Annotated in this window: 26 protein-coding genes; 20 read left to right on the top strand and 6 right to left on the bottom strand. The window is 67.4% G+C overall.

Features of this window, described 5'->3' with window-relative positions:
• Genes lpxK through O9Y01_RS19510 form a run of 3 tightly spaced genes read right to left on the bottom strand, consistent with a single transcriptional unit; the run spans position 1 to position 2,126 of the window.
• Positions 1-1,032 (bottom strand): tetraacyldisaccharide 4'-kinase, encoded by a 1,032-nt coding sequence (gene lpxK / locus O9Y01_RS19500; protein WP_269633283.1) that lies wholly within the window; start codon positions 1,030-1,032, stop codon positions 1-3.
• 36 nt (positions 1,033-1,068) lie between these two features.
• On the bottom strand, positions 1,069-1,500 hold the full coding sequence (locus O9Y01_RS19505; RefSeq protein ID WP_269633285.1) for an ExbD/TolR family protein: 432 nt from the start codon (positions 1,498-1,500) through the stop codon (positions 1,069-1,071).
• Positions 1,497-2,126, bottom strand: a complete 630-nt coding sequence (locus O9Y01_RS19510; RefSeq protein ID WP_269633287.1) for a MotA/TolQ/ExbB proton channel family protein — start codon at positions 2,124-2,126, stop codon at positions 1,497-1,499. Before O9Y01_RS19510 ends, O9Y01_RS19505 begins: the two co-directional genes overlap by 4 nt.
• A 386-nt stretch (positions 2,127-2,512) precedes the next feature.
• On the opposite strand from O9Y01_RS19510, the gene xseA reads away from it, so the two are divergent.
• From xseA to O9Y01_RS19575, 13 genes are all read left to right on the top strand, one after another.
• Positions 2,513-3,862, top strand: a complete 1,350-nt coding sequence (xseA, locus tag O9Y01_RS19515) for an exodeoxyribonuclease VII large subunit (RefSeq protein ID WP_269633288.1) — start codon at positions 2,513-2,515, stop codon at positions 3,860-3,862.
• A 156-nt stretch (positions 3,863-4,018) separates the two neighbouring features.
• Positions 4,019-4,600, top strand: coding sequence for a superoxide dismutase (locus tag O9Y01_RS19520; RefSeq protein WP_269633289.1), 582 nt, complete (start codon positions 4,019-4,021; stop codon positions 4,598-4,600).
• 111 nt (positions 4,601-4,711) lie between these two features.
• Positions 4,712-5,407, top strand: coding sequence for a response regulator (locus tag O9Y01_RS19525; RefSeq protein WP_269633290.1), 696 nt, complete (start codon positions 4,712-4,714; stop codon positions 5,405-5,407).
• Entirely contained in the window at positions 5,394-6,845 is a 1,452-nt protein-coding gene (locus tag O9Y01_RS19530; RefSeq protein ID WP_269633291.1) for a sensor histidine kinase, read from the top strand. Before O9Y01_RS19525 ends, O9Y01_RS19530 begins: the two co-directional genes overlap by 14 nt.
• Positions 6,846-7,031: 186 nt before the next feature.
• Entirely contained in the window at positions 7,032-9,323 is a 2,292-nt protein-coding gene (locus tag O9Y01_RS19535; protein WP_269633292.1) for a heavy metal translocating P-type ATPase, read from the top strand.
• A 23-nt stretch (positions 9,324-9,346) separates the two neighbouring features.
• Positions 9,347-9,529, top strand: coding sequence for a cbb3-type cytochrome oxidase assembly protein CcoS (ccoS, locus tag O9Y01_RS19540; RefSeq protein WP_269633293.1), 183 nt, complete (start codon positions 9,347-9,349; stop codon positions 9,527-9,529).
• Between the two features lie 37 nt (positions 9,530-9,566).
• Positions 9,567-11,006: a cytochrome-c oxidase, cbb3-type subunit I gene (gene ccoN, locus O9Y01_RS19545; RefSeq protein WP_269633294.1), complete on the top strand. Its 1,440-nt coding sequence runs from the start codon at positions 9,567-9,569 to the stop codon at positions 11,004-11,006.
• A gap of 18 nt (positions 11,007-11,024) precedes the next feature.
• Positions 11,025-11,651, top strand: coding sequence for a cytochrome-c oxidase, cbb3-type subunit II (gene ccoO, locus O9Y01_RS19550; RefSeq protein ID WP_269633295.1), 627 nt, complete (start codon positions 11,025-11,027; stop codon positions 11,649-11,651).
• A gap of 11 nt (positions 11,652-11,662) precedes the next feature.
• A complete protein-coding gene (locus O9Y01_RS19555) occupies positions 11,663-11,842 on the top strand; it encodes a cbb3-type cytochrome oxidase subunit 3 (RefSeq protein ID WP_269633296.1) in 180 nt (59 codons plus the stop codon).
• Positions 11,835-12,749 (top strand): cytochrome-c oxidase, cbb3-type subunit III, encoded by a 915-nt coding sequence (gene ccoP, locus O9Y01_RS19560; RefSeq protein WP_269633298.1) that lies wholly within the window; start codon positions 11,835-11,837, stop codon positions 12,747-12,749. Before O9Y01_RS19555 ends, ccoP begins: the two co-directional genes overlap by 8 nt.
• Before the next feature lie 27 nt (positions 12,750-12,776).
• Positions 12,777-14,240: a cytochrome c oxidase accessory protein CcoG gene (gene ccoG, locus O9Y01_RS19565; RefSeq protein ID WP_269633299.1), complete on the top strand. Its 1,464-nt coding sequence runs from the start codon at positions 12,777-12,779 to the stop codon at positions 14,238-14,240.
• A gap of 9 nt (positions 14,241-14,249) precedes the next feature.
• Complete coding sequence (locus O9Y01_RS19570) at positions 14,250-14,516, top strand: hypothetical protein (protein WP_269633300.1); 267 nt, start codon at positions 14,250-14,252, stop codon at positions 14,514-14,516.
• Between the two features lie 31 nt (positions 14,517-14,547).
• Positions 14,548-14,835, top strand: a complete 288-nt coding sequence (locus tag O9Y01_RS19575) for a hypothetical protein (protein ID WP_269633301.1) — start codon at positions 14,548-14,550, stop codon at positions 14,833-14,835.
• Between the two features lie 136 nt (positions 14,836-14,971).
• Here the strand turns inward: O9Y01_RS19575 and fnr are convergent, their stop codons facing one another.
• Positions 14,972-15,709, bottom strand: coding sequence for a fumarate/nitrate reduction transcriptional regulator Fnr (fnr, locus tag O9Y01_RS19580; protein WP_269633302.1), 738 nt, complete (start codon positions 15,707-15,709; stop codon positions 14,972-14,974).
• A gap of 178 nt (positions 15,710-15,887) precedes the next feature.
• On the opposite strand from fnr, the gene hemN reads away from it, so the two are divergent.
• The 3 genes from hemN (at position 15,888) to icd (ending at position 19,535) form a co-directional block, all read left to right on the top strand.
• Entirely contained in the window at positions 15,888-17,297 is a 1,410-nt protein-coding gene (gene hemN / locus O9Y01_RS19585; RefSeq protein ID WP_269633303.1) for an oxygen-independent coproporphyrinogen III oxidase, read from the top strand.
• A gap of 16 nt (positions 17,298-17,313) precedes the next feature.
• Entirely contained in the window at positions 17,314-18,033 is a 720-nt protein-coding gene (locus O9Y01_RS19590) for a sulfite exporter TauE/SafE family protein (protein ID WP_269633304.1), read from the top strand.
• A 248-nt stretch (positions 18,034-18,281) separates the two neighbouring features.
• Complete coding sequence (gene icd, locus O9Y01_RS19595; RefSeq protein ID WP_269633305.1) at positions 18,282-19,535, top strand: NADP-dependent isocitrate dehydrogenase; 1,254 nt, start codon at positions 18,282-18,284, stop codon at positions 19,533-19,535.
• 465 nt (positions 19,536-20,000) lie between these two features.
• Here the strand turns inward: icd and O9Y01_RS19600 are convergent, their stop codons facing one another.
• Positions 20,001-20,225 carry a cold-shock protein gene (locus O9Y01_RS19600; RefSeq protein WP_183104138.1) on the bottom strand — a complete coding sequence of 75 codons (225 nt, stop codon included), beginning with the start codon at positions 20,223-20,225 and terminating at the stop codon, positions 20,001-20,003.
• A 235-nt stretch (positions 20,226-20,460) separates the two neighbouring features.
• On the opposite strand from O9Y01_RS19600, the gene clpS reads away from it, so the two are divergent.
• Positions 20,461-20,829, top strand: coding sequence for an ATP-dependent Clp protease adapter ClpS (clpS, locus tag O9Y01_RS19605; protein ID WP_269633306.1), 369 nt, complete (start codon positions 20,461-20,463; stop codon positions 20,827-20,829).
• Positions 20,826-23,159 (top strand): ATP-dependent Clp protease ATP-binding subunit ClpA, encoded by a 2,334-nt coding sequence (gene clpA, locus O9Y01_RS19610; protein WP_269633307.1) that lies wholly within the window; start codon positions 20,826-20,828, stop codon positions 23,157-23,159. The genes clpS and clpA overlap by 4 nt, the downstream gene beginning before the upstream one ends.
• Positions 23,160-23,260: 101 nt before the next feature.
• On the opposite strand, the gene O9Y01_RS19615 is transcribed toward clpA, so the two are convergent.
• Positions 23,261-23,929, bottom strand: a complete 669-nt coding sequence (locus O9Y01_RS19615) for an XRE family transcriptional regulator (RefSeq protein WP_269633308.1) — start codon at positions 23,927-23,929, stop codon at positions 23,261-23,263.
• 196 nt (positions 23,930-24,125) lie between these two features.
• Here O9Y01_RS19615 and O9Y01_RS19620 point away from each other — a divergent pair, with 196 nt between their 5' ends.
• Complete coding sequence (locus tag O9Y01_RS19620) at positions 24,126-24,368, top strand: DNA-binding protein (RefSeq protein ID WP_332108761.1); 243 nt, start codon at positions 24,126-24,128, stop codon at positions 24,366-24,368.
• A gap of 2 nt (positions 24,369-24,370) precedes the next feature.
• Complete coding sequence (locus O9Y01_RS19625) at positions 24,371-24,616, top strand: hypothetical protein (protein ID WP_269633310.1); 246 nt, start codon at positions 24,371-24,373, stop codon at positions 24,614-24,616.
• The last annotated feature ends 176 nt before the right edge of the window (positions 24,617-24,792 follow it).

The following is a 24,792-nucleotide window of genomic DNA, read 5'->3' on the forward strand; positions in this document are numbered from 1 at the left end:
TCAGCGGAGCAGGGCCTGCACGCGGTCGCGCAGGGCCTGCTCGAAAGCAAATTCGGGCCTGAAGTCTAGCGCCACCACCCACACCCGGGTTTGACCCGCACGGGAGGGGGGGAGCTTGACGGCGTCCTTTTCCGTCAGCAGCAGCTCGGGGCAGTCGGCGGGCCAGGGCAGCTCGGCGAAGTCGTGGTGATCCGGCAGCGGCAGGGGGCGGATGTCCAGCCCCTGGTCGCCCAGCATGTCGAAGAAGGCCTGCGGGCGTGCCAGGCCGGCCACCGCCAGCACCGGACGGCCCTTCAAGGCCTGCAGCGCCTCGGGGCTGGCCGGCCGGCCCTGCCACCAGTCTTCCAGCCGGACGGCGCCGGCCAGGCGGCGCGTACCCACATAGCCGGGCAGGGACGTGCTGGCCCGGCCGCCGCTGTACAGCAGCAGGGTGTCGTCCCGGCTGCCCGGCGGCGCCGGAAGCGGGCCGGTCTGGCGCAGCGGGCCGGCCGGGAGCAGGCGGCCGTTGCCCAGGCCGCGGTCGTCGATCACCACGATGCTCAGCTGCCGGGGCAGGCGCCAGTGCTGCAGGCCGTCGTCGGCCACGATGAGGTGCAGGTCGGGGTGGGCCGCCAGCAAGGCCTGGGCGGCGGCGATGCGGTCACGCCCCACGGCCACCGGGCGGCGGCTGCGCAGGTGGATCAGCAGGGGCTCATCCCCCACGTCGCCCGCCTTGCTGCCGGCCTGGACCAGCAGCGTCCGGCTGTCGTCATGCCGGCCATAGCCGCGGGAGACCACGCCCGCGCGCCAGCCCTGACGCTCAAGAAGATCCAGCAGGGTCAGCGTGGCCGGTGTCTTGCCCGCGCCGCCGACGATCCAGTTGCCGACGACGATGACGGGACGAGGCAGCGGCACGCTCTTCTTCAGGCCGGCACGGTAGGCCCAGACGCGCAGGCGCAGCAGGGCCGCGTGAAGGGCGCCCAAGGGACGCAGGGCCTGCGCCAGCGCGTCATTGCTCGCCCAGGCGCGCTGCAGGCGGTCCTGCCAGCTCATGGCGAGCCCGGCGCGCTGGGGGCGGTCATGGGGTCATCAAGGGCTGCCGGGGCCCTGGGCGGCGAAGGTCAGGCGGGCCAGGCCCACCCGCCGGGCGGCGTCCATCACGTTCATCACCGACTGGTGGGCCGCGGCGGCATCGGCCGACACGGTGACCGTGGTCTCGGGATCGATGCCCTCGCTGCCCTGCGCCGCCTGCGCCAGGGCCGCGGCCAGCATCTCCACCGAGCGGCCTTCCACCACCTGGCGGTTGATGGCGTAGCGGCCATCGGCGGACACGGCCACGATGATCTCCTTGGGCCGGTCCTTCAGCTGGTCGGCGCTGGCCGTGGGCAGGGTGATCTGCAGCTCGGTGAACTTCGAGTAGCTGGTGGACAGCATCAGGAAGATCAGGATCACCAGCAGCACATCGATGAAGGGGATCAGGTTGATCTCGGGCTCTTCGCCCTGACGCTGGCGGAATTTCATCGCGAGCCGCCCTGCGAGAGGCGCATCAGGTGGCTCAGCAGCGCGTCACAGGACTCCTCCATCTCCAGCACATAGGCCTCGATGCGGCCGCGGAAGTAGCGGTAGAACATCAGCGCGGGGATGGCGATGATCAGGCCGAAGGCCGTGTTGTACAGCGCGATGGAGATGCCGTGCGCCAGCTGGGCCGGGTTGTTGCCGCTGGGGCCCTGGCTGCCGAAGATCTCGATCATGCCCACGACCGTACCCAGCAGGCCCAGCAGCGGCGCCGCCGTGGCGATGGTGCCCAGGGTGTTGAGGTAGCGCTCCAGCTGGTGGATGGCGCCGCGGCCGGCCAGCTCGAAAGTCAAGCGCAGCTTGGACTCCGGGATCCGGGGCTCCAGCACATTGGCGCGCAGGCCGGTGGCCAGCACCTGGCCCAGCAGGGAGCTCTCGGCCAGCTTGTTGACGACGTCAGCCGGCGGGATCTGCTGCTGGGTGACGGCGATCACTTCCTCGACCAGCTTGGGCGGGGCGATGCGCTGCGGGCGCAGGCTGGCCAGGCGCTCGATGATCAGGGCCATGGCGATGATGGAACACAGAAGCAAGGGCCAGATCGGCCAGCCAGCGGCTTGTATGATCGAAAACAAAGGCTACCCCTCGACGGTTTCGCAGGTCTGCAGCTGCGAGGCTGCGCGCGGGATTATGGCGCGAAGCCACCCCGCCCGGACCCAGGTTTGCAAGTAGACGTGAGTCCTTCGCACAGCAGGGCCCGCGTGGCAGCGGGGCCGGACCGGGGGGCGCCAAGTCATCCACCGAGCCTGTGGATAACTTTGTGGGCAAGCTGTCACCTGAGGTCGGCAGGGCCCGTCAAATCGAGGTTTGGCTCAGATTGCCGCATTTTTGGGCAGGAAAAAGGTCTTGAAAAACAAGCGTTTATGTGTCTGTGACGCAGACATGACAAGGCGAATGGCCCGCAAAGCCTTGATTGGCGCGGCTGTGGAGTTCTGGACCCGCATGGATACTGGGCTGGCGCATGGATGAGGGCTTCAAACCCGCATCGGCACGGCTCACCTGGACGGTGGGCGGCCTCGTGCGGGCCATCGCCGACAGCCTTTCCAGCCGCTTCGCCAGTGTCACCGTGGAGGGTGAGCTTTCGGGCTTCACCCGCGCCGCCAGCGGCCACTGCTACTTCAGCCTCAAGGATGCCGACGGCGGCAATGCGCTGCTGCGCTGCGCGCTGTTCCGCCGCACGGCGGCCATGCTGGACTTCCAGCCGGCCGATGGCCAGCGGGTGCAGATCCGCGGCCGCGTCGCCCTCTACGAGCCGCGTGGTGACCTGCAGTTCGTGGCCGAGGCCATGCGCCGGGCAGGGGCGGGGGCCTTGTACGAGCAGTTCCTGCGGCTCAAGGCCCGCCTCGAAGGCGAAGGCCTCTTCGACGCCGATCGCAAGCGGGCGCTGCCGGCCTATCCGCGGCGCATTGGCGTGATCACCTCGACTGCCGGCGCCGCCCTGCATGACGTGCTGACCGCCCTGGCGCGGCGAGCGCCGCAGGTGGAAGTCTTCGTCTACCCCAGCCTGGTCCAGGGTGCCGACGCGCCGTCCAGCGTGATGGCGGCCCTGGCCCAGGCCAATGCCCGGCGGGACGCCGAGCTCCTGATCCTGTGCCGCGGCGGGGGCTCCCTGGAGGACCTCTGGGCCTTCAACGACGAGCGCCTGGTGCGGGCCATCGTGGCCAGCGAGCTGCCGGTCATTGCGGGCATCGGCCATGAGACGGACATCACCCTGGCCGATCTGGCCGCCGACCTGCGAGCGCCCACACCGACCGCCGCGGCCGAACTCGCGGCACCGTCGCGCCAGGAGTGCCTGGGGCAGCTGGCGCACCTGGAGCAGGTGCTGCAACGCCGCGTCCGCCGGGAGCTGGACACAGCGGCCCAGCGCCTGGACCGCGTCGCCCTGCGGCTGGCACGTCCCGCCGAGGGCCTGGCCCGCCAGCGTCGCCGGGTGGCCCTGCTGGCGCAGCGATGGGGTCAGGTCTTGCCTCGCTGGGAGGGGCTGCAGTCGCAGCGCCTCGCCCACCTGGCCCAGCGCCATCGGTTGGCCGCGCCCCAGCTGCTGCGCAACGGGCAGCAGCGGCTGGATGGCCTGGCGGCTCGCCTGGCGGCGCTGGATCCCAAGCAGGTGCTGGCCCGGGGCTATGCCTGGCTGGACGACGGCCAGGGCAGGGCGCTCACCTCCGTCGACCAGCTGCAGGCCGGTCAGCAGCTGCGCGCCGTGCTGGCGGATGGGGAGGCCTCGCTGGAGGTGCTGTCCCTGGCGAGTTCCGGCGATGCCGGCGCATCACCCCCGCCTGTCAAGCGCCGTCGCAAAGCCACCAAAGACTGAGGCAGATCAAAGCGCCTGGATTGCCGAGGGTCTTGCAGGCTCTGCCTACAATGCTCCGGCACCGCAAGAGGCCCTGCGCCCTTGCCCTCATTCAGCGGGCCCTGGCTCCCCGGCGGACCTCGGCTCCTTCCTTCACCGACAAAGAGAGGACTCACCATGGAACACACCCTGCCCGCCTTGCCCTATGCCAAGGACGCCCTGGCACCCCACTACAGCGCCGAGACGCTGGAGTTCCACCATGGCAAGCACCACAACGCCTATGTGGTGAACCTGAACAACCTGCAGAAGGGCACCGAGTTCGAGAACAAGACGCTGGAAGAGATCGTCAAGACCTCCAGCGGCGGCATCTACAACAACGCCGCCCAGATCTGGAACCACACCTTCTTCTGGAACTGCATGAAGCCCAATGGCGGCGGCACTCCCACCGGCGCGCTGGCGGATGCCATCAATGCCAAGTGGGGCAGCTATGACGCATTCAAGGAAGCCTTCGTGAAGAGCGCCGTGGGCAACTTCGGCTCCGGCTGGACCTGGCTGGTGAAGAAGGCCGATGGCAGCGTGGACATCGTCAACACCGGCGCCGCCGGCACCCCGCTGACCACCGCCGACAAGGCCCTGCTGACCGTCGACGTGTGGGAGCACGCCTACTACATCGACTACCGCAACCTGCGCCAGAAGTTCGTCGAGACCTTCCTGTCCAACCTGGTCAACTGGGAATTCGCTCAGGCCAACTTCGCCTGAGCCCGGGCGGCGGCAACGCCGTCTCAGTGAAAGACCGGCCCTTGCGCCGGTCTTTTTTTGTGCCCGCACGCGGCACAATCCAGGGCTCCCTCCTGCAGTAAGTGGTGTGCGATGCGAGTGCTCCTGGTCGAAGACGATGCCGCCCTGGGCCTGGGCGTGGCCCGTGCCCTGGAGCGCGAGGGCTGGCAGGTGGACCTGCTGCAGGACGGTCGGGCCGCGCTGGCGCCGGGCCTGATGACCCAGTTCGACCTGGCCGTGCTGGACCTTGGCCTGCCAGGTGTCGACGGCATGAGCGTGCTGCGCGAGTGGCGCGCCCAGGGCCTGAAGCTGCCCGTGCTGCTGCTGACCGCGCGCGACGAGCTGGCGGACCGCGTCAGCGGCCTCAATGCCGGCGCGGACGACTACCTCGTCAAGCCCTTCGACCTCAGCGAGCTGGTGGCCCGGCTGCGTGCGCTCAAGCGCCGCGCCGAGGGGCGCACCAGCGACTGCCTGGTGCTGGGTGCCCTGAGTCTGGATCTGGCGCACAAGGAGCTGAGCCACAGGGGCGAGATCGTGCGCCTGAGCCCGCGCGAGTACGCCCTGACCGAGATGCTCATGCAGCGCCCCGGCCGCGTGGTCAGCAAGGACGCCATCGTGGCGCGGCTCTCCAGCTGGGAGGCCGACTTCAGCGAGAACTCGGTGGAGGTCTACGTCTGCCGCCTGCGCAAGCGTTTCGCGGAGCTGGGCGTGGTGATCCGCACCGTGCGAGGCTTCGGCTACGCCATGGACCAGGTGCAGCCGGGCGAGACGGTCGGTGTCGACGCCTGACAGCGCCGCGCCGCCCGCCGGCCCCCGCCGCGCCCGCAGCCTCAGGGCCCAGCTGCTGCGGCCGCTGGCCTGGATCTGGTCCCTGGGCCTGGCCGTCGCGGCCTTCGGGGCCTACGAGCTGGCGGTGGTGGCCGGAGATGCCGCCTTCGACCGCGGCCTGCAGGACTCGGCGACCGCGCTGGCGGGCAAGGTGGTCTGGACGGACCGCGGCCCGCTGCTGGACGTCAGCCGCCAGTACTTCGAGCTGCTGACCTGGGACCAGACCGAACTCAGCAACTACGCCATGCTGGACGAGCAGGGCCAGGTGCTGGCAGGCGATGCTGCCGTGCCTGCGCCCCGGCAGCGCGTCTCGCGCCGCGCCTTCGAGCGCCCCCTGCTCTACAACGCCCGCATGGGCGATGAGGCCGTGCGCGGGGCGTTGTTCTCCATCGCCTCGCCCATGCTGGACCGGCACGTCAGCATCATCGTGGTCGAGACCCTGCACAAGCGCCAGCGGCTGGTGCTGGACGTGCTGACGGTGATGGCGGTGCCGACCCTGGGTCTTGGCTTGCTCACGCTGTCCCTGCTGGCCTGGGGCATACGCCGCGGCGTGGCGCCCTTGCGCGCCGTGGCAGCGGAAGTGGCCAGCCGCGAGCCCAGCGACTGGCGGCCGCTGGCGGTGCAGGGAGTTCCCGCCGAGGTGCTGCCGCTCATCGAGCGCATCAACAGCCTGCTGGCCAATGTGGAGGAGTCCGTGGCCCTGCAGCGCCGCTTCGTGGCTGATGCTGCCCACCAGCTGCGCACGCCGGTGGCCGGCCTGCGCGTGCTGAGCCAGGAGCTGGCCGCGGAGCTGGGCAGCCAGGGCGGCGCGCCAGCCGGCCGGACCGGCCCGCTGCTGGAGGGGCTGCAGCAGTCCAGCGAGCGCATGGGCAAGCTGATCGCCCAGCTGCTGACCCTGGCCCGCGCAGAGGCCGCGCTGATGCAGCTGCAGGGTGTGGAGCCCATGGCCCTGGGGCCGCTGATCCATGAGGCGGTGGAGCCCTTGGCGCTGGAGGCCGTGCGGCGCGGCAGCGAGATCCAGCTGCAGCTGGACGAGCCGCCGGAGCGGCCGCTGGAGGCGCGGGCCCACGCCCTGTGGCTCAGCGAGGCCATCAGCAACGCGCTGGACAACGCCCTGCGCTACGGCGGGCGCCACATCCGCGTGCACCTGCAGGCTGAGGACGGCTGGGCCTGCATCCGCATCAGCGACGACGGGCCCGGCGTCGCCGCGGCGGACCTCCCCCGCCTGGGCCAGGCCTTCTGGCGCGGCGAACGGGCCGACGTGCAGACCCAGGACGGCACGGGCCTGGGCCTGGCCATCGCCCACGACATCATCCGGCGCCTGGGCGGGCGCTGGGAGGTGCGCAGCCGGCCGGAGTTCCCGGGGCTGGAGCTGGTCTGGCGCCTGCCCCTGGTCTGATGGGTGACAAGGCCGCTTGTACGCAGGGCGGCCAGTCCCGGCAGGGCTGACTGTGGCGTTCGTGAGGAATACGCCGGTCGGCTTGATATAAGTCATGTCCGCGCCGGCCGGTTTGGCTAGATTGGAGGCCTGACGGATTCCGCCGGAGTCCGTGCCCCACAAGCCAGAGCAGGACCTCCACCGCCCATGAGCGCCACGCTGAGCGCCACCGCAATGCCCTCACCGGAAGGTGCTGCTGCTTCGGCGCCCCTGCCTCCGGCGGCTGCCTGCGACGACGCGGCGCAGCTGGACCGTTATACCGAGTGGCTGGACCAGGGCGGGCGCCGCCTGGGCCGCTCCCAGCTCCAGCTGGCGGGCATGCACTGCGCCGCCTGCGCCGGCATCATCGAACGCGCCCTGATGGCCGAGGCAGGCGTGCAGGAGGCGCGCGTGAACAGCGCCGCCGAGCGTCTTCAGCTGACCTGGGATCCGGCCCGCACGCAGGTCTCGCGGCTGATCTCCGCCATCGAGCGCGCCGGCTACGGCGCCGTGCCGGACCTCGCCGCGCCCGCGCGCCAGCTGCGCGAGAAGGAGCACCGCCAGGCCCTGTGGCGCCTCTTCGTGGCCAGCTTCCTGATGATGCAGGTGATGATGCTGGCCACGCCCATCTACGTGGCCGGCCCGGGCGACATGGAGCCCGACCAGCGCAATCTGCTGCAGTGGGGCGAATGGGTGCTGAGCCTGCCAGTGATGCTGTTCTCGGCCGGCCCCTTCTTCAGCGCCGCCTGGCGCCAGCTGCGCAGCCGCAGCCTGGGCATGGACGTGCCGGTGGCCCTGGGCCTGCTGGTGACCTTCGTGGCCAGCAGCGGTGCGGTCTTCGACCCCGCAGGCATCTTCGGGCATGAGGTCTATTTCGATTCGCTGACCATGTTCATCAGCTTCCTGCTGGGCGGGCGCTACCTGGAGCTGCGCGCGCGGCACAAGGTGGCCCGTTCGCTGGAGCTGGCCGGCGAGCGCCTGCCCGAGCTGGTGCAGCGCCAGCAACCGGACGGTCAGTTCCTGACGGTGGGCCTGTCCGAGCTGCGGGTGGGCGACCGGGTGCGCGTGCTGGTGGGCCAGGCTTTCCCGGGCGACGGCGTGCTGCTGGAAGGCGCCACGGCGGCGGATGAATCTCTGCTGAGTGGCGAGTCCCTGCCGGTGGGCAAGGGCGCCGGCGATGCGCTTGTGGCAGGCAGCCTCAATCTGCAGGCACCTGTGCTGATGGAGCTGCGCGGGCTGGGGGCGGATACCCGCTATGAGTCCATCGTGCGGCTCATGCGCAGCGCGCTGACGCAGCGGCCGGCCCAGCTGCGCCTGGCCGATCGTGCCGCGGGGCCCTTCCTGTGGGGCGTGCTGCTTCTTGCGGCCGGTGCGGCCGTGGTCTGGAGCTGGATCGATCCCTCGCGTGCCGTATGGGTGGCCGTGTCGGTGCTGATCGTCACCTGCCCCTGCGCCCTGTCGCTCGCCGCGCCCTCGGCCTGGCTCGCTGCGACGGGCCAGCTGGCGCGCCGCGGCGTGCTGCTGTCGCGCCTCGACCTGCTTGAGACGATGGCGCAGGTCGACACCGTGGTGCTGGACAAGACCGGCACGCTGACCGAGGACCGCATGCGCCTGGGCAAGACCTGGCCCCAGGCGCCGCAGGCCGGGTCGCTGCAGATGATGCAGGCCCTGGCACGCCAGTCCCTGCACCCCTATGCCAAGGCCGCGCTGGAGGTGATGGCCTCCATCGAGCCGGCCTCCGGCACAGCGGACTTGCGCGAGGTGCGCGAGGTGCGCGGGCAGGGCATGGAAGCCCTCGACGCGCAGGGCCGCCGCTGGCGCCTCGGCGCCGCCGGATGGGCCGCCCCGGCCTGTGCAGCGCTGCCTTCGGCGCAGCTCCTGCTGGGCTGCGAGGGCGAGGCCCGCCTGGCGCTTCAGTTCGAGGAGACCCTCAGGCCGGACGCCGTGGAGGCCGTGCAATCGCTGCAGGCGCTGGGCCTGCAGGTGGAACTGCTGTCGGGTGACAGGCCCGAGCGCGTGGCTGCGGTTGCGCAGGCCGTCGGCATCGAGCAGGCCAGCGGCGGTGCCAGCCCGGAAGGCAAGCTGGCGCGGGTCGAGGCCCTGCAGGGCCAGGGCCGCAAGGTGCTGATGCTGGGGGACGGCATCAACGACGCACCGGTGCTGGCGCGAGCCGATGCCAGCGTGGCCATGGGGCAGGGCGCCCTGATCGCCCGCACGCAGGCCGATGCCGTGCTGCTCTCGGGCCGCTTGTCCGAGCTGGCCCGCATGCGAGCGCTGGCCCTCAAGACGCGCCGCGTGATCCGCCAGAACCTGGCCTGGTCCGCGCTCTACAACGCCGCCTGCATCCCGCTGGCCCTGACCGGCTGGTTGCCGCCCTGGGCCGCGGGCATCGGCATGGCCAGCAGCTCGCTGCTGGTGATCCTCAACGCCCTGCGCCTGGCGCGGGATAGCAAGACCTGACCCCGCGGGGCAGGGTGCATGACATGGACATTCTCTATCTGCTGATCCCGATGTCGGTGGTGCTCGTGCTGCTGATCGTCGCGGTGTTCGGCTGGGCCATCAACAGTGGCCAATTGGACGATCTGGAACGTGAAGGCGAACGCATTCTGGATGAGGAATCTCAGGGGGTTGATGGCGATCAAGCCATGAACAAAGTAATCCCCTAAAAATCCCGGGGTCAATCAAGTGTGAAGGAGCACGTCAATGGCAAGTGTCGCTCAGCCGGCCGGGCCGGTTTATGAGGACGGCGTCGTACGAGCGTTTGCGCTCGCAGCCGTCCTGTGGGGCATCGTGGGCATGCTGGTGGGGGTGGTCATCGCCGCCCAGCTGGCGTGGCCCGAGCTCAACCTCGGAATTCCCTGGCTCAGCTATGGCCGATTGCGGCCCCTGCACACCAACGCGGTGATCTTCGCGTTCGGCGGCTGCACGCTGTTCGCAACGGCCTACCACGTGGTGCAACGCACCGGCCAGACGCGCCTGTTCGCGCCCGGCCTGGCCTGGTTCACGTTCGTGGGCTGGCAGCTGGTGATCCTGGCCGCGGCGATCACGCTGCCGCTGGGCTTCACCTCCGGCAAGGAATACGCTGAGCTGGAATGGCCCATCGACATCCTGATCACGCTGGTGTGGGTGTCCTTCGCCATCGTGTTCTTCGGCTCCGTGGGCATCCGCAAGATCCGCCACATCTACGTGGCGAACTGGTTCTTCGGCGCCTTCATCATCGCCGTCGCCCTGCTGCATCTGGTGAACAGCGCCGCCATCCCGGTGAGCCTGTTCAAGAGCTACTCGGCCTACGCCGGCGTGCAGGATGCGATGGTGCAGTGGTGGTACGGCCATAACGCCGTGGGCTTCTTCCTGACCGCAGGCTTCCTCGGGATGATGTACTACTACATCCCCAAGCAGGCCGGCCGTCCGGTGTACAGCTACCGCCTGTCCATCGTGCACTTCTGGGCCCTGATCTTCACCTACATGTGGGCGGGCCCCCACCACCTGCACTACACCGCGCTGCCCGACTGGGCGCAGTCGGTGGGCATGCTGTTCTCGCTGGTGCTGCTGGCTCCCTCCTGGGGCGGCATGATCAACGGCATCATGACCCTCTCGGGTGCCTGGCACAAGCTGCGTGACGACCCGATCCTGAAGTTCCTGATCGTGTCCCTGTCCTTCTACGGCATGTCGACCTTCGAAGGTCCGATGATGTCGATCAAGACGGTGAACGCCCTGAGCCACTACACGGACTGGACCGTCGGCCACGTGCACTCCGGTGCCCTGGGCTGGGTGGGCCTGATCTCCATGGGCTCGCTGTACCACCTGATCCCGCGCATGTTCGGCCGCACCGAGATGTACTCCAAGCGCGCCATCGAGCTGCACTTCTGGGTCGCGACCCTGGGCATCGTGCTGTACATCGCCGCGATGTGGATCGCCGGCGTGATGCAGGGCCTGATGTGGCGTGCGGTCAATCCTGACGGCACCCTGGTCTACACCTTCGTCGAGAGCGTCAAGGCCACCTATCCCTTCTACGTCATTCGTCTGTGCGGCGGTCTGCTGTACCTCGGCGGCATGGTCATCATGGCCTGGAACGTGGTGAAGACGGTCGGCGTCGGCAAGGTGCAAGCGCAACCTGTCCCCGCTGTGGCGGCTCACGCCTGAGGCATGGGAGAACTCAACATGGCTAACAACAACCACGCCGTTTCCGGTCACGAGAAGATCGAGACCAGCAACTTCCTGATGATCGTGCTGGTGCTGCTGACGGTGGTCGTCGGTGGCATCGTGGAAATCGTGCCGCTGTTCTTCCAGCGCTCGACCACCCAGCCCGTCGAAGGCCTGAAGCCCTACACCGCGCTGCAGCTGGCCGGCCGGGACGTCTACATCCGCGAGGGCTGCTACAACTGCCACTCGCAGATGATCCGCCCCTTCCGCGCCGAGACCCTGCGCTATGGCCACTACTCGGTGGCCGGCGAGTTCGTCTACGACCACCCCTTCCAGTGGGGCTCCAAGCGGACCGGTCCCGACCTGCACCGCGTGGGTGGCAAGTACAGCGATGAATGGCATCGCATCCACCTGAACAACCCGCGCGACCTGGTGCCCGAGTCGAACATGCCGGCCTACCCGTGGCTCACCAAGGCCGTGGTGGACCCGGCCGACATGGCGCCCAGGATGAAGGCCCTGCGCATGGTCGGCGTGCCCTATACCGATGACGAGATCGCCAAGGCTGGCGAGGAAGTCAAGGGCAAGACCGAGCTGGATGCCGTCGTCGCCTACCTGCAGGTGATGGGCACCGCCCTGAAGAAGTAAGGAGGCACCTCATGGACGTCAATGACATCCGCATCGCCTTCACGCTGTTCTCGATGGTGATCTTCCTGGGCATCGTGTCCTGGGCCTTCTCCAAGCGGAACAAGCAATCCTTTGACGAGCTGGGCGGTCTGCCCCTGATGGACGATCAGACCGCTGGCGCAATCTCCTCCCAAGGAGGCCGCAATGAGTGACTTTTTCTCCAGCGGCTGGTCGACCTTCGTCGCAGCCGCCACCATCGCCGGGCTGGTCCTGTGCCTGGTGCTGCTGATCATCGCCAGCCGCCGCCGCGTCATGGCCGATGACAACACGACGGGCCACGTCTGGGACGTGGACCTGCGTGAGATGAACAACCCCCTGCCGCGCTGGTGGATGGGCCTGTTCGTGATCACCGTGGTGTTCTCCGGCATCTACCTGGCCATGTACCCGGGCCTGGGCAGCAGCGAAGGCAGCCTGAAGTGGACCAGCGTGGGCCAGTACGAGGCTGAGCAGGCCAAGGCCCGCGCGGCCCTGGAAGGCGTCTATGCCAAGTACAAGGCCATGGATGCCGCGGCCCTGTCCAAGGATCCGTCGGCCATGGCCATCGGCGAGCGCCTGTTCGCCAACAACTGCGCTGGCTGCCACGGCTCCGACGCCAAGGGTTCCAAGGGCTTCCCGAACCTGACCGACAACGACTGGCTGTACGGCGGCGCGCACGAGACCATCGTGCAGACCATCAGCAACGGTCGCAATGGCGTGATGCCCCCGATGGCCGCGGCTGTCGGTGGCCCGGAGGACGTCAAGAACGTGGCCAACTACGTGCTGAGCCTGTCGGGCAGCCCGCACAACTCGATCGCGGCCCAGCTGGGCAAGGCCAAGTTCGGCGCCTGCGCGGCCTGCCACGGTCCGGACGGCAAGGGCAACCAGGCGATCGGCGCCCCCAACCTGACGGACAAGATCTGGCTGCACGGCTGGGGCGAGGACGCTGTCATTGCCATGATCAACAACGGCAAGAACAACGTCATGCCGGCCCATGCCTCGCGCCTGAGTGCCGAGCAGGTCCATGTGCTGGGCGCCTATGTGTGGAGCCTGTCGCAGGGCACCGCCGTCGCCGCCAAGTAAGTTCCCTCGCGTCAAGGATTGATCCCCATGAGCAGTAGCAGCGATACCGCCTCGAATGCTTCGTCCCCCGCCCTGCCGGGCGATGACGCCGCCCGTGAGATGGTGTCGCTCTACCAGGCTCAGAAGAAGATTTACCCCAAGGCCGTCAGCGGATGGTTCATCCGCTGGCGCTGGGCCTTGGTCTGGTTCACGCAGCTCCTGTTCTACGGGCTGCCCTGGCTGGAGTGGAACGCACGCCAGGCCGTCCTGTTCGACCTGGGCGCGCGCCGTTTCTACATCTTCGGCCTCGTCCTGTATCCGCAGGACTTCATCTACCTCACGGCGCTGCTGCTGATCTCGGCGTATGCGCTCTTTCTCTTCACCGCAGTCGCCGGTCGACTGTGGTGTGGCTATGCCTGCCCGCAGACGGTCTACACCGAGATCTTCATGTGGATCGAGCGCAAGTTCGAAGGTGACCGCGCCGCCCGCATGAAGCTGGACGCAGCGCCCTGGTCCCTGGACAAGCTCGGCCGCAAGGGCGGCAAGCAGCTGGCCTGGATTGCGCTCGCAGTCTGGACCGGCTTCACCTTCGTCGGCTACTTCACGCCCGTCAAGGTCCTCGGGGCCGAGGTGCTGGCTCTGGGACTCGGGCCGTGGGAGCTGTTCTGGGTGCTCTTCTATGGCTTTGCCACCTACCTGTTCGCCGGTCACATGCGCGAGCAGGTCTGCAAGTACATGTGCCCGTACGCGCGCTTCCAGAGCGCGATGTTCGACAAGGACACGCTGATCATCAGCTACGACGCCGAGCGCGGCGAGCCGCGCGGCTCGCGCGGGCGCAAGATCGACATCAAGGCCGCGGGCCTCGGGTCCTGCATCGACTGCAATCTGTGCGTTCACGTCTGCCCCACGGGCATCGACATCCGCAACGGCCTGCAGTACGAGTGCATCGGCTGCGCGGCCTGCATCGACGTCTGCAACGGCGTGATGGACAAGATGGGCTACCCGCGCGGCCTCGTCCGTTACGACACGCAGAACGGCCTCAGCGAGCACCTCAGCCGCGCGCAGCTGATCCGCCGCATGTTCCGCCCCCGCGTGCTGATCTACTCGAGCATCCTGGTGCTGATCTGCGTGGCCCTGTTCTGGCACATGCTGACCCGCACGCCCTTCAAGGTCGACGTCGTGCGGGATCGCGCCTCGCTGGCTCGCCTGGTGGATGATGGCTACATCGAGAACGTCTACCGTCTGCAGGTCATGAATGCGACCGAGCAGACGCAGTCCTACACCGTCACCGCCGAAGGCCTGCAGGGCCTGGCCCTGGCGCAGCCCCTGCACATGAGCGTGGGGCCGGCCGAGGCGCGCTGGGTGTCCGTCGCGCTGCGCCTGCCGCCGCAGACGGCACAATCGGCGGGCGGTGGTGCCCATGAGATCCATTTCCGCATCGTTCGCGATGCAAGCGCCAGCGAGGTGCCAAGCCAGCTGGTCGAGAAATCCACCTTTGTGGTTCCCCGCTAGGAGCGAAACATGGCTGACATTCAATCCCCTTCGACTGCACCACGTGCCTGGTGGCGTGAGCGCATGATGTGGCTGGTGGTGGGCGGGCCCGCCACCGTGGTGCTGGCCAGCTTCGTGACCCTGGGTGTGGCCCTCAAGCATCCCGATCCGGTGATCGAGACCCAGCAGCGTCTCTCCGCCGACAGCGCCGCGGACGGTCCGCAATCCGCAGCGCTCGCGCCGGCCATCGCGGCCCGCAACCATGCCGCCACCGGCGGCCCTGCGAGCGGCAAGTAAATCCTCGAAGTCCATCGTGGAGGAGACCGGGATGGGACTGATTGGTGAAAAGCCGGGCCCGGCGCGATGGGCCATGCACATCCTCTGGCCAGCCTTCGTGATGGCCGGCGTGACCGAGGCGCTGGTGTTCGCGCTGGTCGATCCCATGGACCTCAGCTGGTTCGGTCTGTCGCCGGTGCAACTGAGCCGCGAAGCCATCTACACCTTGAGCTTCCTGGCCTTCTGGCTGCTGATCAGCCTGGCCTCGGCCGTGACCATGCTGCTGGCGACCCTGCCCCCCGAGCCGGCACCTGGCCAGCCGCGGCGCTGGCCGCACTGAGGGTCAGGTCTTGCCTTTGCAAAGGCGCTGACCGGCCGCCGTCCGGCGCCATTGGCCGCACCAGAAGCAAAAAGCCCGCTGCGTAGCGGGCTTTGCCATCATCGAGCAGGCGCAGGGCCGCTCAAGTGAAGTGCACTCAGGTGCAGTGCGCGGTGTTCACCAGCTTCTGCAGGCCGTCCTGGTTCAGGATGCGGATCTGGCGCTGCTTGACCTCCAGCAGACCTTCGTCCTGGAACTTCGAGAAGGTGCGGCTCACCGTTTCCAGCTTGAGGCCCAGATAGCTGCCGATCTCTTCGCGCGTCATGCGCAGCACCAGGGCCGAGGCGGAGAAGCCGCGGGCCTGCAGGCGCTGCGTGAGGTTCAGCAGGAAGGCGGCCAGGCGTTCCTCGGCGCGCATGGAGCCCAGCAGCAGCATCACGCCGTGATCGCGCACGATCTCGCGGCTCATGATCTTGTGGAACTGGTGCTGCAGGTCGGTGAACTCGCGGGAGAGTTCCTCGAGCTGGCTGTAGGGAATCACGCAGACCTGGCTGTCTTCCAGGGCGACGGCGTCGCAGGAATGGCGGTCGTTGCTGATGCCGTCCAGGCCCAGCAGCTCACCGGCCATCTGGAAACCGGTGACCTGGTCACGACCGTCCTCCGAAGACACGCAGGTCTTGAAGAAGCCCGTGCGGACCGCGTACAGCGACTGGAAGGCATCGCCGGTGCGGAACAGGGTGTCCCCGCGGGAGACGTTGCGGCGCGTGGCCACAAGGCTGTCCAGCTGGTTCAGGTCCGACTCTGACAACCCGACGGGCAGGCACAGCTCGCGCAGATTGCAGCTGGAGCAGGCGACCTTGAAGGGCTCGATCTTGATCGGGGTCTGGGTGTTCATAGGGCTCATTATGGGCTGGGACTGCCGGGGCGGCGAGGAGATGTCAATGGCCGTCTCTGCTTCAGGGCAAAGGACTGCCCTGACGCTCCTCAAGGCTGTAGCCATTGTTTACCCGCGTCAGTTGATCAAGCTTGACACAGGTCAATCAGTGCTTGTGCAGGCTTGGCACAGTGGCGGCATGGAAACCATCAATACTGCCGCCCTGCCGGGCATCACCGAGGATGTGTTGCGCCGCTTCGATGTGTCCGGTCCGCGCTACACGTCCTACCCGACGGCCGACCGATTCGTCGAGGCCTTCTCTGTCGAGCAGTACAAGCAGGCCCTGAACCAGCGGGCCGACGGCGGTGTGGTGGGCGGGGGCGCGCCCCTTTCCCTGTATATCCACATCCCCTTCTGCGAGTCGGTCTGCTACTACTGCGCCTGCAACAAGGTCATCACCAAGCACCATGAGCGCGCGGCGGAGTACCTGGAGGTGCTGGTCCAGGAAATGGACCTGACAGTGGCCGAGCTGCGCCGGCCGCAGTCCATTTCTCAGCTGCATTTCGGCGGCGGCTCCCCGACCTTCCTCAACGACGACGAGCTCACCGGGCTGATGGACGCCATCAAGCAGCGCTTCAAGCTTGCGCCAGGCGCCGAGGTGTCCATCGAGGTCGATCCGCGCACCGTCACCGAGGCCCGCCTGAAGCACCTGCGCCAGCTGGGCTTCAACCGCCTGAGCTTCGGCGTCCAGGACTTCGACCCGGAAGTGCAGAAGGCCGTTCATCGCGTGCAGAGCTACGAGATGGTCGAGAGCCTGATGCAGCAGGCCCGCGCCTTGGGTTTCGAGTCGACCAACGTGGACCTGATCTACGGGCTGCCGCAGCAGACGCCGGAGAGCTTTCTGCGCACCATCCAGCAGGTCGCGACGCTGCGTCCGGACCGCATCGCGCTGTACGGCTACGCTCACCTGCCCACGCGCTTCAAGCCGCAGCGCCGCATCGACGCCAGCCAGCTGCCGGTGGCCGCGTCCAAGCTGACCATGCTGTCCACTGCCCTGAGCGGTTTCGTGGGCCATGGCTACGCCTACATCGGCATGGACCACTTCGCGCTGCCCAATGACTCGCTGGCCGTGGCCAAGCGCCAGGGCCGCCTGCACCGCAATTTCCAGGGCTACAGCACGCAGCCGGACTGCGACCTGATCGGCCTGGGCGTCTCGGCCATCGGCCGCGTGGGTGCCACTTACAGCCAGAATGCCAAGACCCTGCCCGAATACTACGACGCCATCCGCCAGGGCCAGCTGCCCATCCAGCGCGGTCTGGCGCTGAGCCGCGACGATCTGGTTCGCCGGGCCATGATCATGGCGCTGATGTGCCAGGGGCGGGTGGAGTTCGAGTCCATCGAGCTGGCCCACCTGATCAAGGTGCGCGAGTACTTCCGTGCCGAGTTGGAGCAGCTGGTGTCCATGCAGGAGACGGGTCTGGTCGTGGTGGAGCCCGAGGCCATCCAGGTGACGCCGCTGGGCTGGTACTTCGTGCGTGCCGTGGCCATGGTCTTTGACCGCTACCTGCAGGCCGACCGCACCCGCGCGCAGTTCTCGCGCATCATCTGAGGCTACAGTCCTCCCCATGGAAGCAGCCCTCGTCGGTTCAGCCCTGCTGATGGGCTTGGCCGGCACCCCGCACTGTGCCGTGATGTGCGGCGCGCCCTGTGCCGCACTGAGCCAGGGCTCGCCGCGCACGGCCGCGCATCTCGGCTTCCAGCTGGGTCGCCTGCTCAGCTATGGAGCGGCCGGTGCGGTGGCGGCGTCCAGTGTGTCGCTGATGGCGTACTGGGGGCAGACGGTGGCCCTGCTGCGGCCCCTGTGGCTGCTGCTGCACCTGGGCGCCCTGGCGCTGGGGATCTACCTGCTGTGGAAGGCTCGGCAGCCGGCCTGGCTGTCGGCCCTGGGTCGCGAAGGCAGCCGCGACGGTGCCATCCCGCTGGCGGCGCTGGCGGCAGGAGGTCCGGCGTTGAGCGCGCCGCAGCGTCCGCGCTGGCGTGCCGCGCTGGCGGGGCTGGGCTGGGTGGCCTGGCCCTGCGGCCTGCTGCAATCGGCCCTGCTGCTGGCCGCCCTGGCCAATGGCGCGCTTGGCGGTGCCGCGGTGATGGGCGCCTTCGCCGTCAGCTCAGGCCTGGGCCTGGCCCTGGGGCCGGCCATCCTGTGGAAGCTGCTGGGGCTGGGGCAGGTGGAGGAGGGCCGCGGCATGCGCTGGGCGACCCGCCTGGGCGGCCTCGGTCTGGTGCTCAGCGCTGGCTGGGCCCTGGGGCATGGGGTCTGGGCGCAGATCCAGGCCTACTGCGCCTGAATGCGGGCATGCGCATCAAACAAGGCGTATCTGCACGCATCTTGCGCGCAGGGCGGCCGATGGGCGGCCTCGTGCAGCGCCGGTGCCGGCTTGCGCGGCGGCCTCCAGCCTCACTGCGGGTGAAACCGCATTGAAACGCCAGACTGCAAGGCGTATCAGGCCCATGAAAGCTCTGCTGGCATAGAATCGATTTCTTTATGGCGGCACCCCGCCGCATCCAACCTCGCGACTAGCGGAGACGACTACACATGTACCAACACATCAAGGTGCCCGAAGGCGGGCAGAAGATCACGGTCAACGCCGACTTCTCCCTGAATGTGCCCGACCAGCCGATCATTCCCTACATCGAGGGTGACGGCACGGGGTTTGACATCACCCCGGTGATGATCAAGGTCGTCGACGCAGCCGTGGCCAAGGCCTACGGCGGCAAGAAGAAGATCCACTGGATGGAGATCTACGCCGGCGAGAAGTCGACCAAGGTCTACGGCCCGGACGTCTGGCTGCCCGAAGAGACCCTGCAGGTCCTGAAGGACTACGTGGTCTCCATCAAGGGCCCGCTGACCACCCCCGTCGGTGGAGGCATCCGCTCGCTGAACGTGGCCCTGCGCCAGGAGCTGGACCTCTACGTCTGCCTGCGCCCGGTGCGCTACTTCAAGGGCGTGCCTTCCCCCGTGAAGGAACCGCACAAGACCGACATGGTCATCTTCCGCGAGAACTCGGAAGACATCTACGCCGGCATCGAATTCGAAGCCCAGAGCGACAAGGCCAAGAAGCTGATCGCCTTCCTGCAGAACGAGTTCGGCGTCAAGAAGATCCGCTTCCCCGAGACCTCGGGCATCGGCATCAAGCCGGTCTCCAAGGAAGGTACGGAGCGTCTGGTCCGCAAGGCCATCCAGTACGCCATCGACAATGACAAGCCCAGCGTGACCATCGTTCACAAGGGCAACATCATGAAGTTCACCGAAGGCGGCTTCCGTGACTGGGCCTATGCCCTGGCACAGAAGGAATTCGGCGCTGAGTTGATCGACGGCGGCCCGTGGTGCAAGTTCAAGAACCCGAAGACCGGCAAGGACATCGTGGTGAAGGACTCCATCGCCGATGCCTTCCTGCAGCAGATCCTGCTGCGCCCCGCCGAGTACTCGGTGATCGCCACGCTGAACCTGAACGGCGATTACGTGTCTGACGCCCTGGCTGCGCAGGTTGGCGGCATCGGCATCGCCCCGGGTGCGAACCTGAGCGACTCCGTCGCCATGTTCGAAGCCACCCATGGCACCGCCCCCAAGTACGCCGGCAAGGACTATGTGAACCCCGGTTCCGAAATCCTGTCCGCTGAAATGATGCTGCGCCACATGGGCTGGCTGGAAGCCGCTGACCTGATCATCTCCTCGATGGAAAAGTCCATCCTGTCGAAGAAGGTCACCTATGACTTCGCCCGCCTGCTGGACGGCGCCACGCAAGTGTCGTGCTCCGGTTTTGGTCAAGTCATGATTGACCACATGTGATGGCTGCGGCGCTCGCGCCGCATGTGACATCAAGGCACCTTCGGGTGCCTTTTTCATGGGTGGTACGCGCGAGGCCCTGGCCTGTAGCGGGGCGGTAGCGAGGGCCGTCCCTGATGCGGCCAGGGGCGCGCTCCTGGCGTCGCATGGGGCGGCGGACAAGCACCGCTAGCGCGCTCCTGGGGCCAGGGCGCGCTGTGGTGGCTTGAGGGCCGGTCTAAGAAATTGACCAACGAGGCTCGCCAAGGAGCTCACCTATGAGCTCACCAACGAATTCCACCGCCGGATATCACCCACGAACAGGCCAACGAACAAGCCAACTAGGCGGCCAACGAGCCAGCCCGTTAAATCGGCCGACGAACCTGCCTCAGAGGCGGCAGGGTGCCGTGCTGCGACGCTGGCGGCTCGGTGTGTCGGGCCTGCCGCCCGGCGCGAGCCGGGCGTGGCGCAGGTGTTGGATCGAGTGAATCAGCCGGCTGCCGCCTCTCCGCCGATGGGCGTGATGTTCTGGGCCAGCTGACCCTTGGGGCCGGCGACCAGCTCGAAGCTGACCTTGCTGCCCTGCTTGAGGGTGCGGAAACCCTCCATCTGGATCGCCGAGAAATGGGCGAACACGTCTTCGCCGCCTTGTTCCGGTTCAATGAAGCCAAAGCCCTTGGCATCGTTGAACCACTTTACGGTTCCTTGTTGCATTTTCCTTCTCCATCCCGGTGTCTATCGCACCGAGGCGGATTCTCAAAGCTCTGTCGCCTGCGTGTCAATTCGGGGCCTCCCCCGAGGTGCTGAGGGTCTGAAACGGGGGCGGCCGTGGCATTTGGCGCGAATATGGGGGGCAGGGCCCCGCACATCACTTTTTCAAGCCGGGGTCCTTGAATCATGATCAAGCCAGCGCCATGTGTGGCCATATGGCTCTCTATAGAATCGGTCCATGCCAGATCTTCCCAACCAGCCCCCTGTGCCGCCGGGCCAGCCACCCGGCGCGGTGCCGGGCCGTGACGATGCGGACGGGACCGTCATCCTCGAACGAGTTCCCCAGAAAACCGAGCCGCCGCGCCTCTACCAGGTGCTGCTGCTCAACGACGATTTCACCCCCATGGAGTTTGTCGTGATGGTGTTGCAGGAGTTCTTCCGCCATGACCTGGATACGGCCACCCAGATCATGCTCAAGATCCATCACGAAGGCCGCGGCGTCTGCGGTGTCTTCACCAAGGACGTAGCTGCGACCAAGGTCGAACTGGTGCTGGCCGCCTCCCGGCGTGCCGGCCATCCCTTGCAGTGCATTATGGAGGCCGCATGATTGCCCAAGAACTTGAAGTCAGCCTGCACATGGCCTTCGTCGAGGCGCGCCAGCAGCGCCACGAATTCATCACCGTCGAGCACTTGCTGCAGGCGCTGCTGGACAACCCGTCCGCCGCGGAAGTGCTGCGTGCGTGCTCTGCCAACATCGACGATCTGCGCAAGAGTCTCTCGCAGTTCATCAAGGACAACACGCCCACGGTCGGTGGCACCGAAGAGGTGGACACCCAGCCCACGCTGGGCTTCCAGCGCGTGATCCAGCGCGCCATCATGCACGTGCAGTCCACGGGCAGCGGCAAGAAGGAGGTGACCGGTGCCAACGTGCTGGTCGCCATCTTCGGCGAGAAGGATTCGCACGCCGTCTACTACCTGCACCAGCAGGGGGTGACGCGCCTGGACGTGGTCAACTACATCGCCCACGGCATCAAGAAGAGCGAGCCGCCCGAGCCTCCCAAGGGTCAGGAGGGGCAGGGTGGCGGCAGCGAGACCGAACGCGAAGAGGGCGAAGGCGCCGGCGCGGGCGGCAAGGGCTCGCCGCTGGAGCAGTTCACCCAGAACCTCAACCAGCAGGCCAAGGACGGCAAGATCGATCCCCTGATCGGCCGCGAAGCCGAGGTCGAGCGCGTGGTGCAGGTCCTGTGCCGCCGTCGCAAGAACAACCCGCTGCTCGTGGGTGAAGCCGGTGTGGGCAAGACGGCCATCGCCGAGGGCCTCGCCTGGCGCATCACCGAGGGCGACGTGCCCGACGTGCTGGCCGAGGCCCAGGTCTACGCCCTGGACATGGGCGCTCTGCTGGCCGGCACCAAGTACCGCGGCGACTTCGAGCAGCGCCTGAAAGCTGTGCTCAAGCAGCTCAAGGACCAGCCCAACGCCATCCTCTTCATCGACGAGATCCACACCCTGATCGGTGCCGGTGCGGCCTCGGGCGGCACGCTGGACGCCAGCAACCTGCTCAAGCCCGCGCTGAGCTCCGGCGCGATGAAGTGCATCGGCGCGACCACCTTCAGCGAGTACCGCGGCATCTTCGAGAAGGACGCCGCGCTGTCCCGCCGCTTCCAGAAGGTCGATGTGGCCGAGCCCTCGGTGGAGCAGACCATCGAGATCCTCAAGGGCCTGAAGTCCCGCTTCGAGGAGCACCACAGCGTGAAGTACGCGCTGGGTGCCCTGCAGGCGGCGGCCGAGCTCTCGGCCAAGTACATCAATGACCGCCACCTGCCGGACAAGGCCATCGACGTGATCGACGAGGCCGGTGCCGCCCAGCGCATCCTGCCCAAGAGCAAGCAGAAGAAGACCATCACCCGCGCCGAGGTCGAGGACATCGTCGCCAAGATCGCCCGCATTCCGCCGGCCAGCGTGTCCAGCGATGACCGTGGCAAGCTCAAGAGCCTGGACCGCGATCTCAAGAGCGTGGTCTTCGGGCAGGACCCTGCCATCGATGCGCTGGCCGCCGCCATCAAGATGGCGCGTTCCGGCCTGGGCAAGCCGGACAAGCCCATTGGCAGCTTCCTCTTCTCGGGTCCCACCGGCGTGGGCAAGACCGAAGTGGCCAAGCAGCTCGCCTACATCCTGGGCATCGAGCTGATCCGCTTCGACATGTCCGAGTACATGGAGCGTCATGCGGTGAGCCGCCTGATCGGCGCGCCTCCGGGCTATGTGGGCTTTGACCAGGGCGGCCTGCTGACCGAGGCCGTCACCAAGAAGCCGCACAGCGTGCTGCTGCTGGACGAGATCGAGAAGGCCCATCCGGACGTCTTCAACGTGCTGCTGCAGGTCATGGACCACGGCTCGCTGACGGACAACAACGGGCGCAAGGCCGACTTCCGCAACGTCATCATCATCATGACGACGAACGCGGGCGCCGAGATCATGAACAAGTCCACCATCGGCTTCACCACCCAGCGCCAGCAGGGTGACGAGATGGCCGACATCAAGCGCCTGTTCACGCCCGAGTTCCGCAACCGGCTGGACGCCATCGTGTCCTTCCGCGCGCTGGACGAGGAGATCATCCTGCGCGTGGTGGACAAGTTCCTGCTGCAACTCGAAAGCCAGCTGGCCGAGAAGAAGGTGGAGGTCACCTTCACCGACGCGCTGCGCAAGCAGCTGGCCAAGAAGGGCTTCGACCCGCTCATGGGCGCGCGCCCCATGCAGCGCCTGATCCAGGACACCATCCGTCGTGCGCTGGCGGACGAACTGCTCTTCGGCCGTCTGGTCGATGGCGGCCGCCTGACGGTGGACGTGGATGCAGTCGGCGAAGTGCAGCTGGACATCCTGCCCAATGGGAAGAAGTCGGACAGCAAGCCGCCCAAGGCCGAGGCGGCGACGGCGGGCTGAGCCCCGCCGGGATTCCGCCGCGGCAAGAACGCGCCCCTCGGGGCGCGTTTTTCATTGGGCGAGCCGGTCTGTCGGTGCCAGTGCCGGGGCCGCCGCCGGCCTCACCATTCGTGCAGGGAGGCCACGACGCGGCCGATGACCTCCAGCTCCGGCGTGCGGGCCAGGTCCACGTCATAGGCTGCAAAGGAAGGGTTGGCGCTGGTCACGCGGAGGATGCCCGCGGGCAGCATCTGGCAGTACTTCACCAGCAGCTCCTGACCCTGGCGCAGCACGTAGACGAAACCGCTGCGCGGCCGGCGATCCTGCTGGTCGACCAGGACCAGGTCGCCGTCGAAAAGCACGCTTTCCATCGACGAGCCCCGCACCGTGACGACGCTCAGCTGCGGCGCGGAGAGATGGCGCGCCTCGAGCCAGTCCTGGCTGAAGCACAGACCGGTGGCCTCGTAGGGTGCGCCATCTTCCTTGAGCGGTGCCGTGCCATCGCGGCCCTGGGCCTCCAGCGCAGGGATGCGGACAGGGCGGTCCGCACTGCTGTCTTCCCGGCTGCCCGTGACCACGTGCAGCAGGTCCATGCCAAGGGCAGCCGCCTTGCGCAGATAGCGGGCGTCCGGCATGCGGTCGCCGGCCTCGTAGTTGAACTGCGTGGTCTTGCTGACACCCACGGCCGCGCCGAAGTCTGCCTGCACATAGCCCAGGCGTTGGCGTTCCGCGCGGAGGCGTTCGCCAATGCCAACATTTGTGGAGTCCTGGTCGGCGTCGGTGTTTTTCACTGTGATTTGACGGTGAATGGTTTGCGGCAGTGTCGCATCAACAAACGAGGATGACCAGCTGTCATTGTTTCCTCAATTGAGGGGATACATCGTCCATTGATTTCACAGATGGAAACATGTACTCGCGTTTATGCCTAGCAATTTCTATTCGTTGAAATACCATAGACCTCCATTCAACAAGGTTTCATTGGCCATCATGGACGATCCACAAACGGATGGCCTGGGTGCGGAAGGTGGAAAGCGGTATCTGCACGCCCAGGCCTCGCCTGCAGCTGCCAAGCGCACGCTTCAGCGGGAAGGTCTCACCCTCAGCGAATTCGCCCGCATGCACGGCTTCAAGTACCGCACGGTGTCGGAGGTCATCCGGGGGGTCAACAAGGGCCTGTACGGCGAAGGGCACCGCGTGGCCCTGGCGCTGGGCCTGAAGCAGGAGCGCTGACCATGGACACCTGCCCCTTGCCGGCCACCCAGCCCTTGCGGATCGACCGGCAGGTGCTGCGTGTGGCGCATGCCTATGACGTCCTGCCCTTCGAGGTCTTCCAGCATCTGCGCTGCGTGCTGGCAGGCGACCACAACATCGCACAGGCCCTGGAGACGGCGCGCGAAGTGGTGGCGGTGCTGTCGCCCGAGGACCTGGCCTTTGTCCTGGCGCGTCTGCTGGTCTGCACGTCGGATACGCTTGACTAGTCCCGTCGGGCGGCCCCGGCTGGGTCTGGGGTGCCGTGAGGGGGCAGTGGGGGAGTATGTGCCGCGACGTCCAGGTGGCCCTGGCGTGGTCTCTGCGGCCGGGATGGAGGTGCGCGCCTGTGCCTGTCCAGAGGAGGGCTGAGCAATGGTGAGAGGGTCTGGTGCCAGCGCGCGTA

The organism is Pelomonas sp. BJYL3 (assembly GCF_027257975.1).
Lineage (GTDB): Bacteria > Pseudomonadota > Gammaproteobacteria > Burkholderiales > Burkholderiaceae_C > Roseateles_B > Roseateles_B flavus.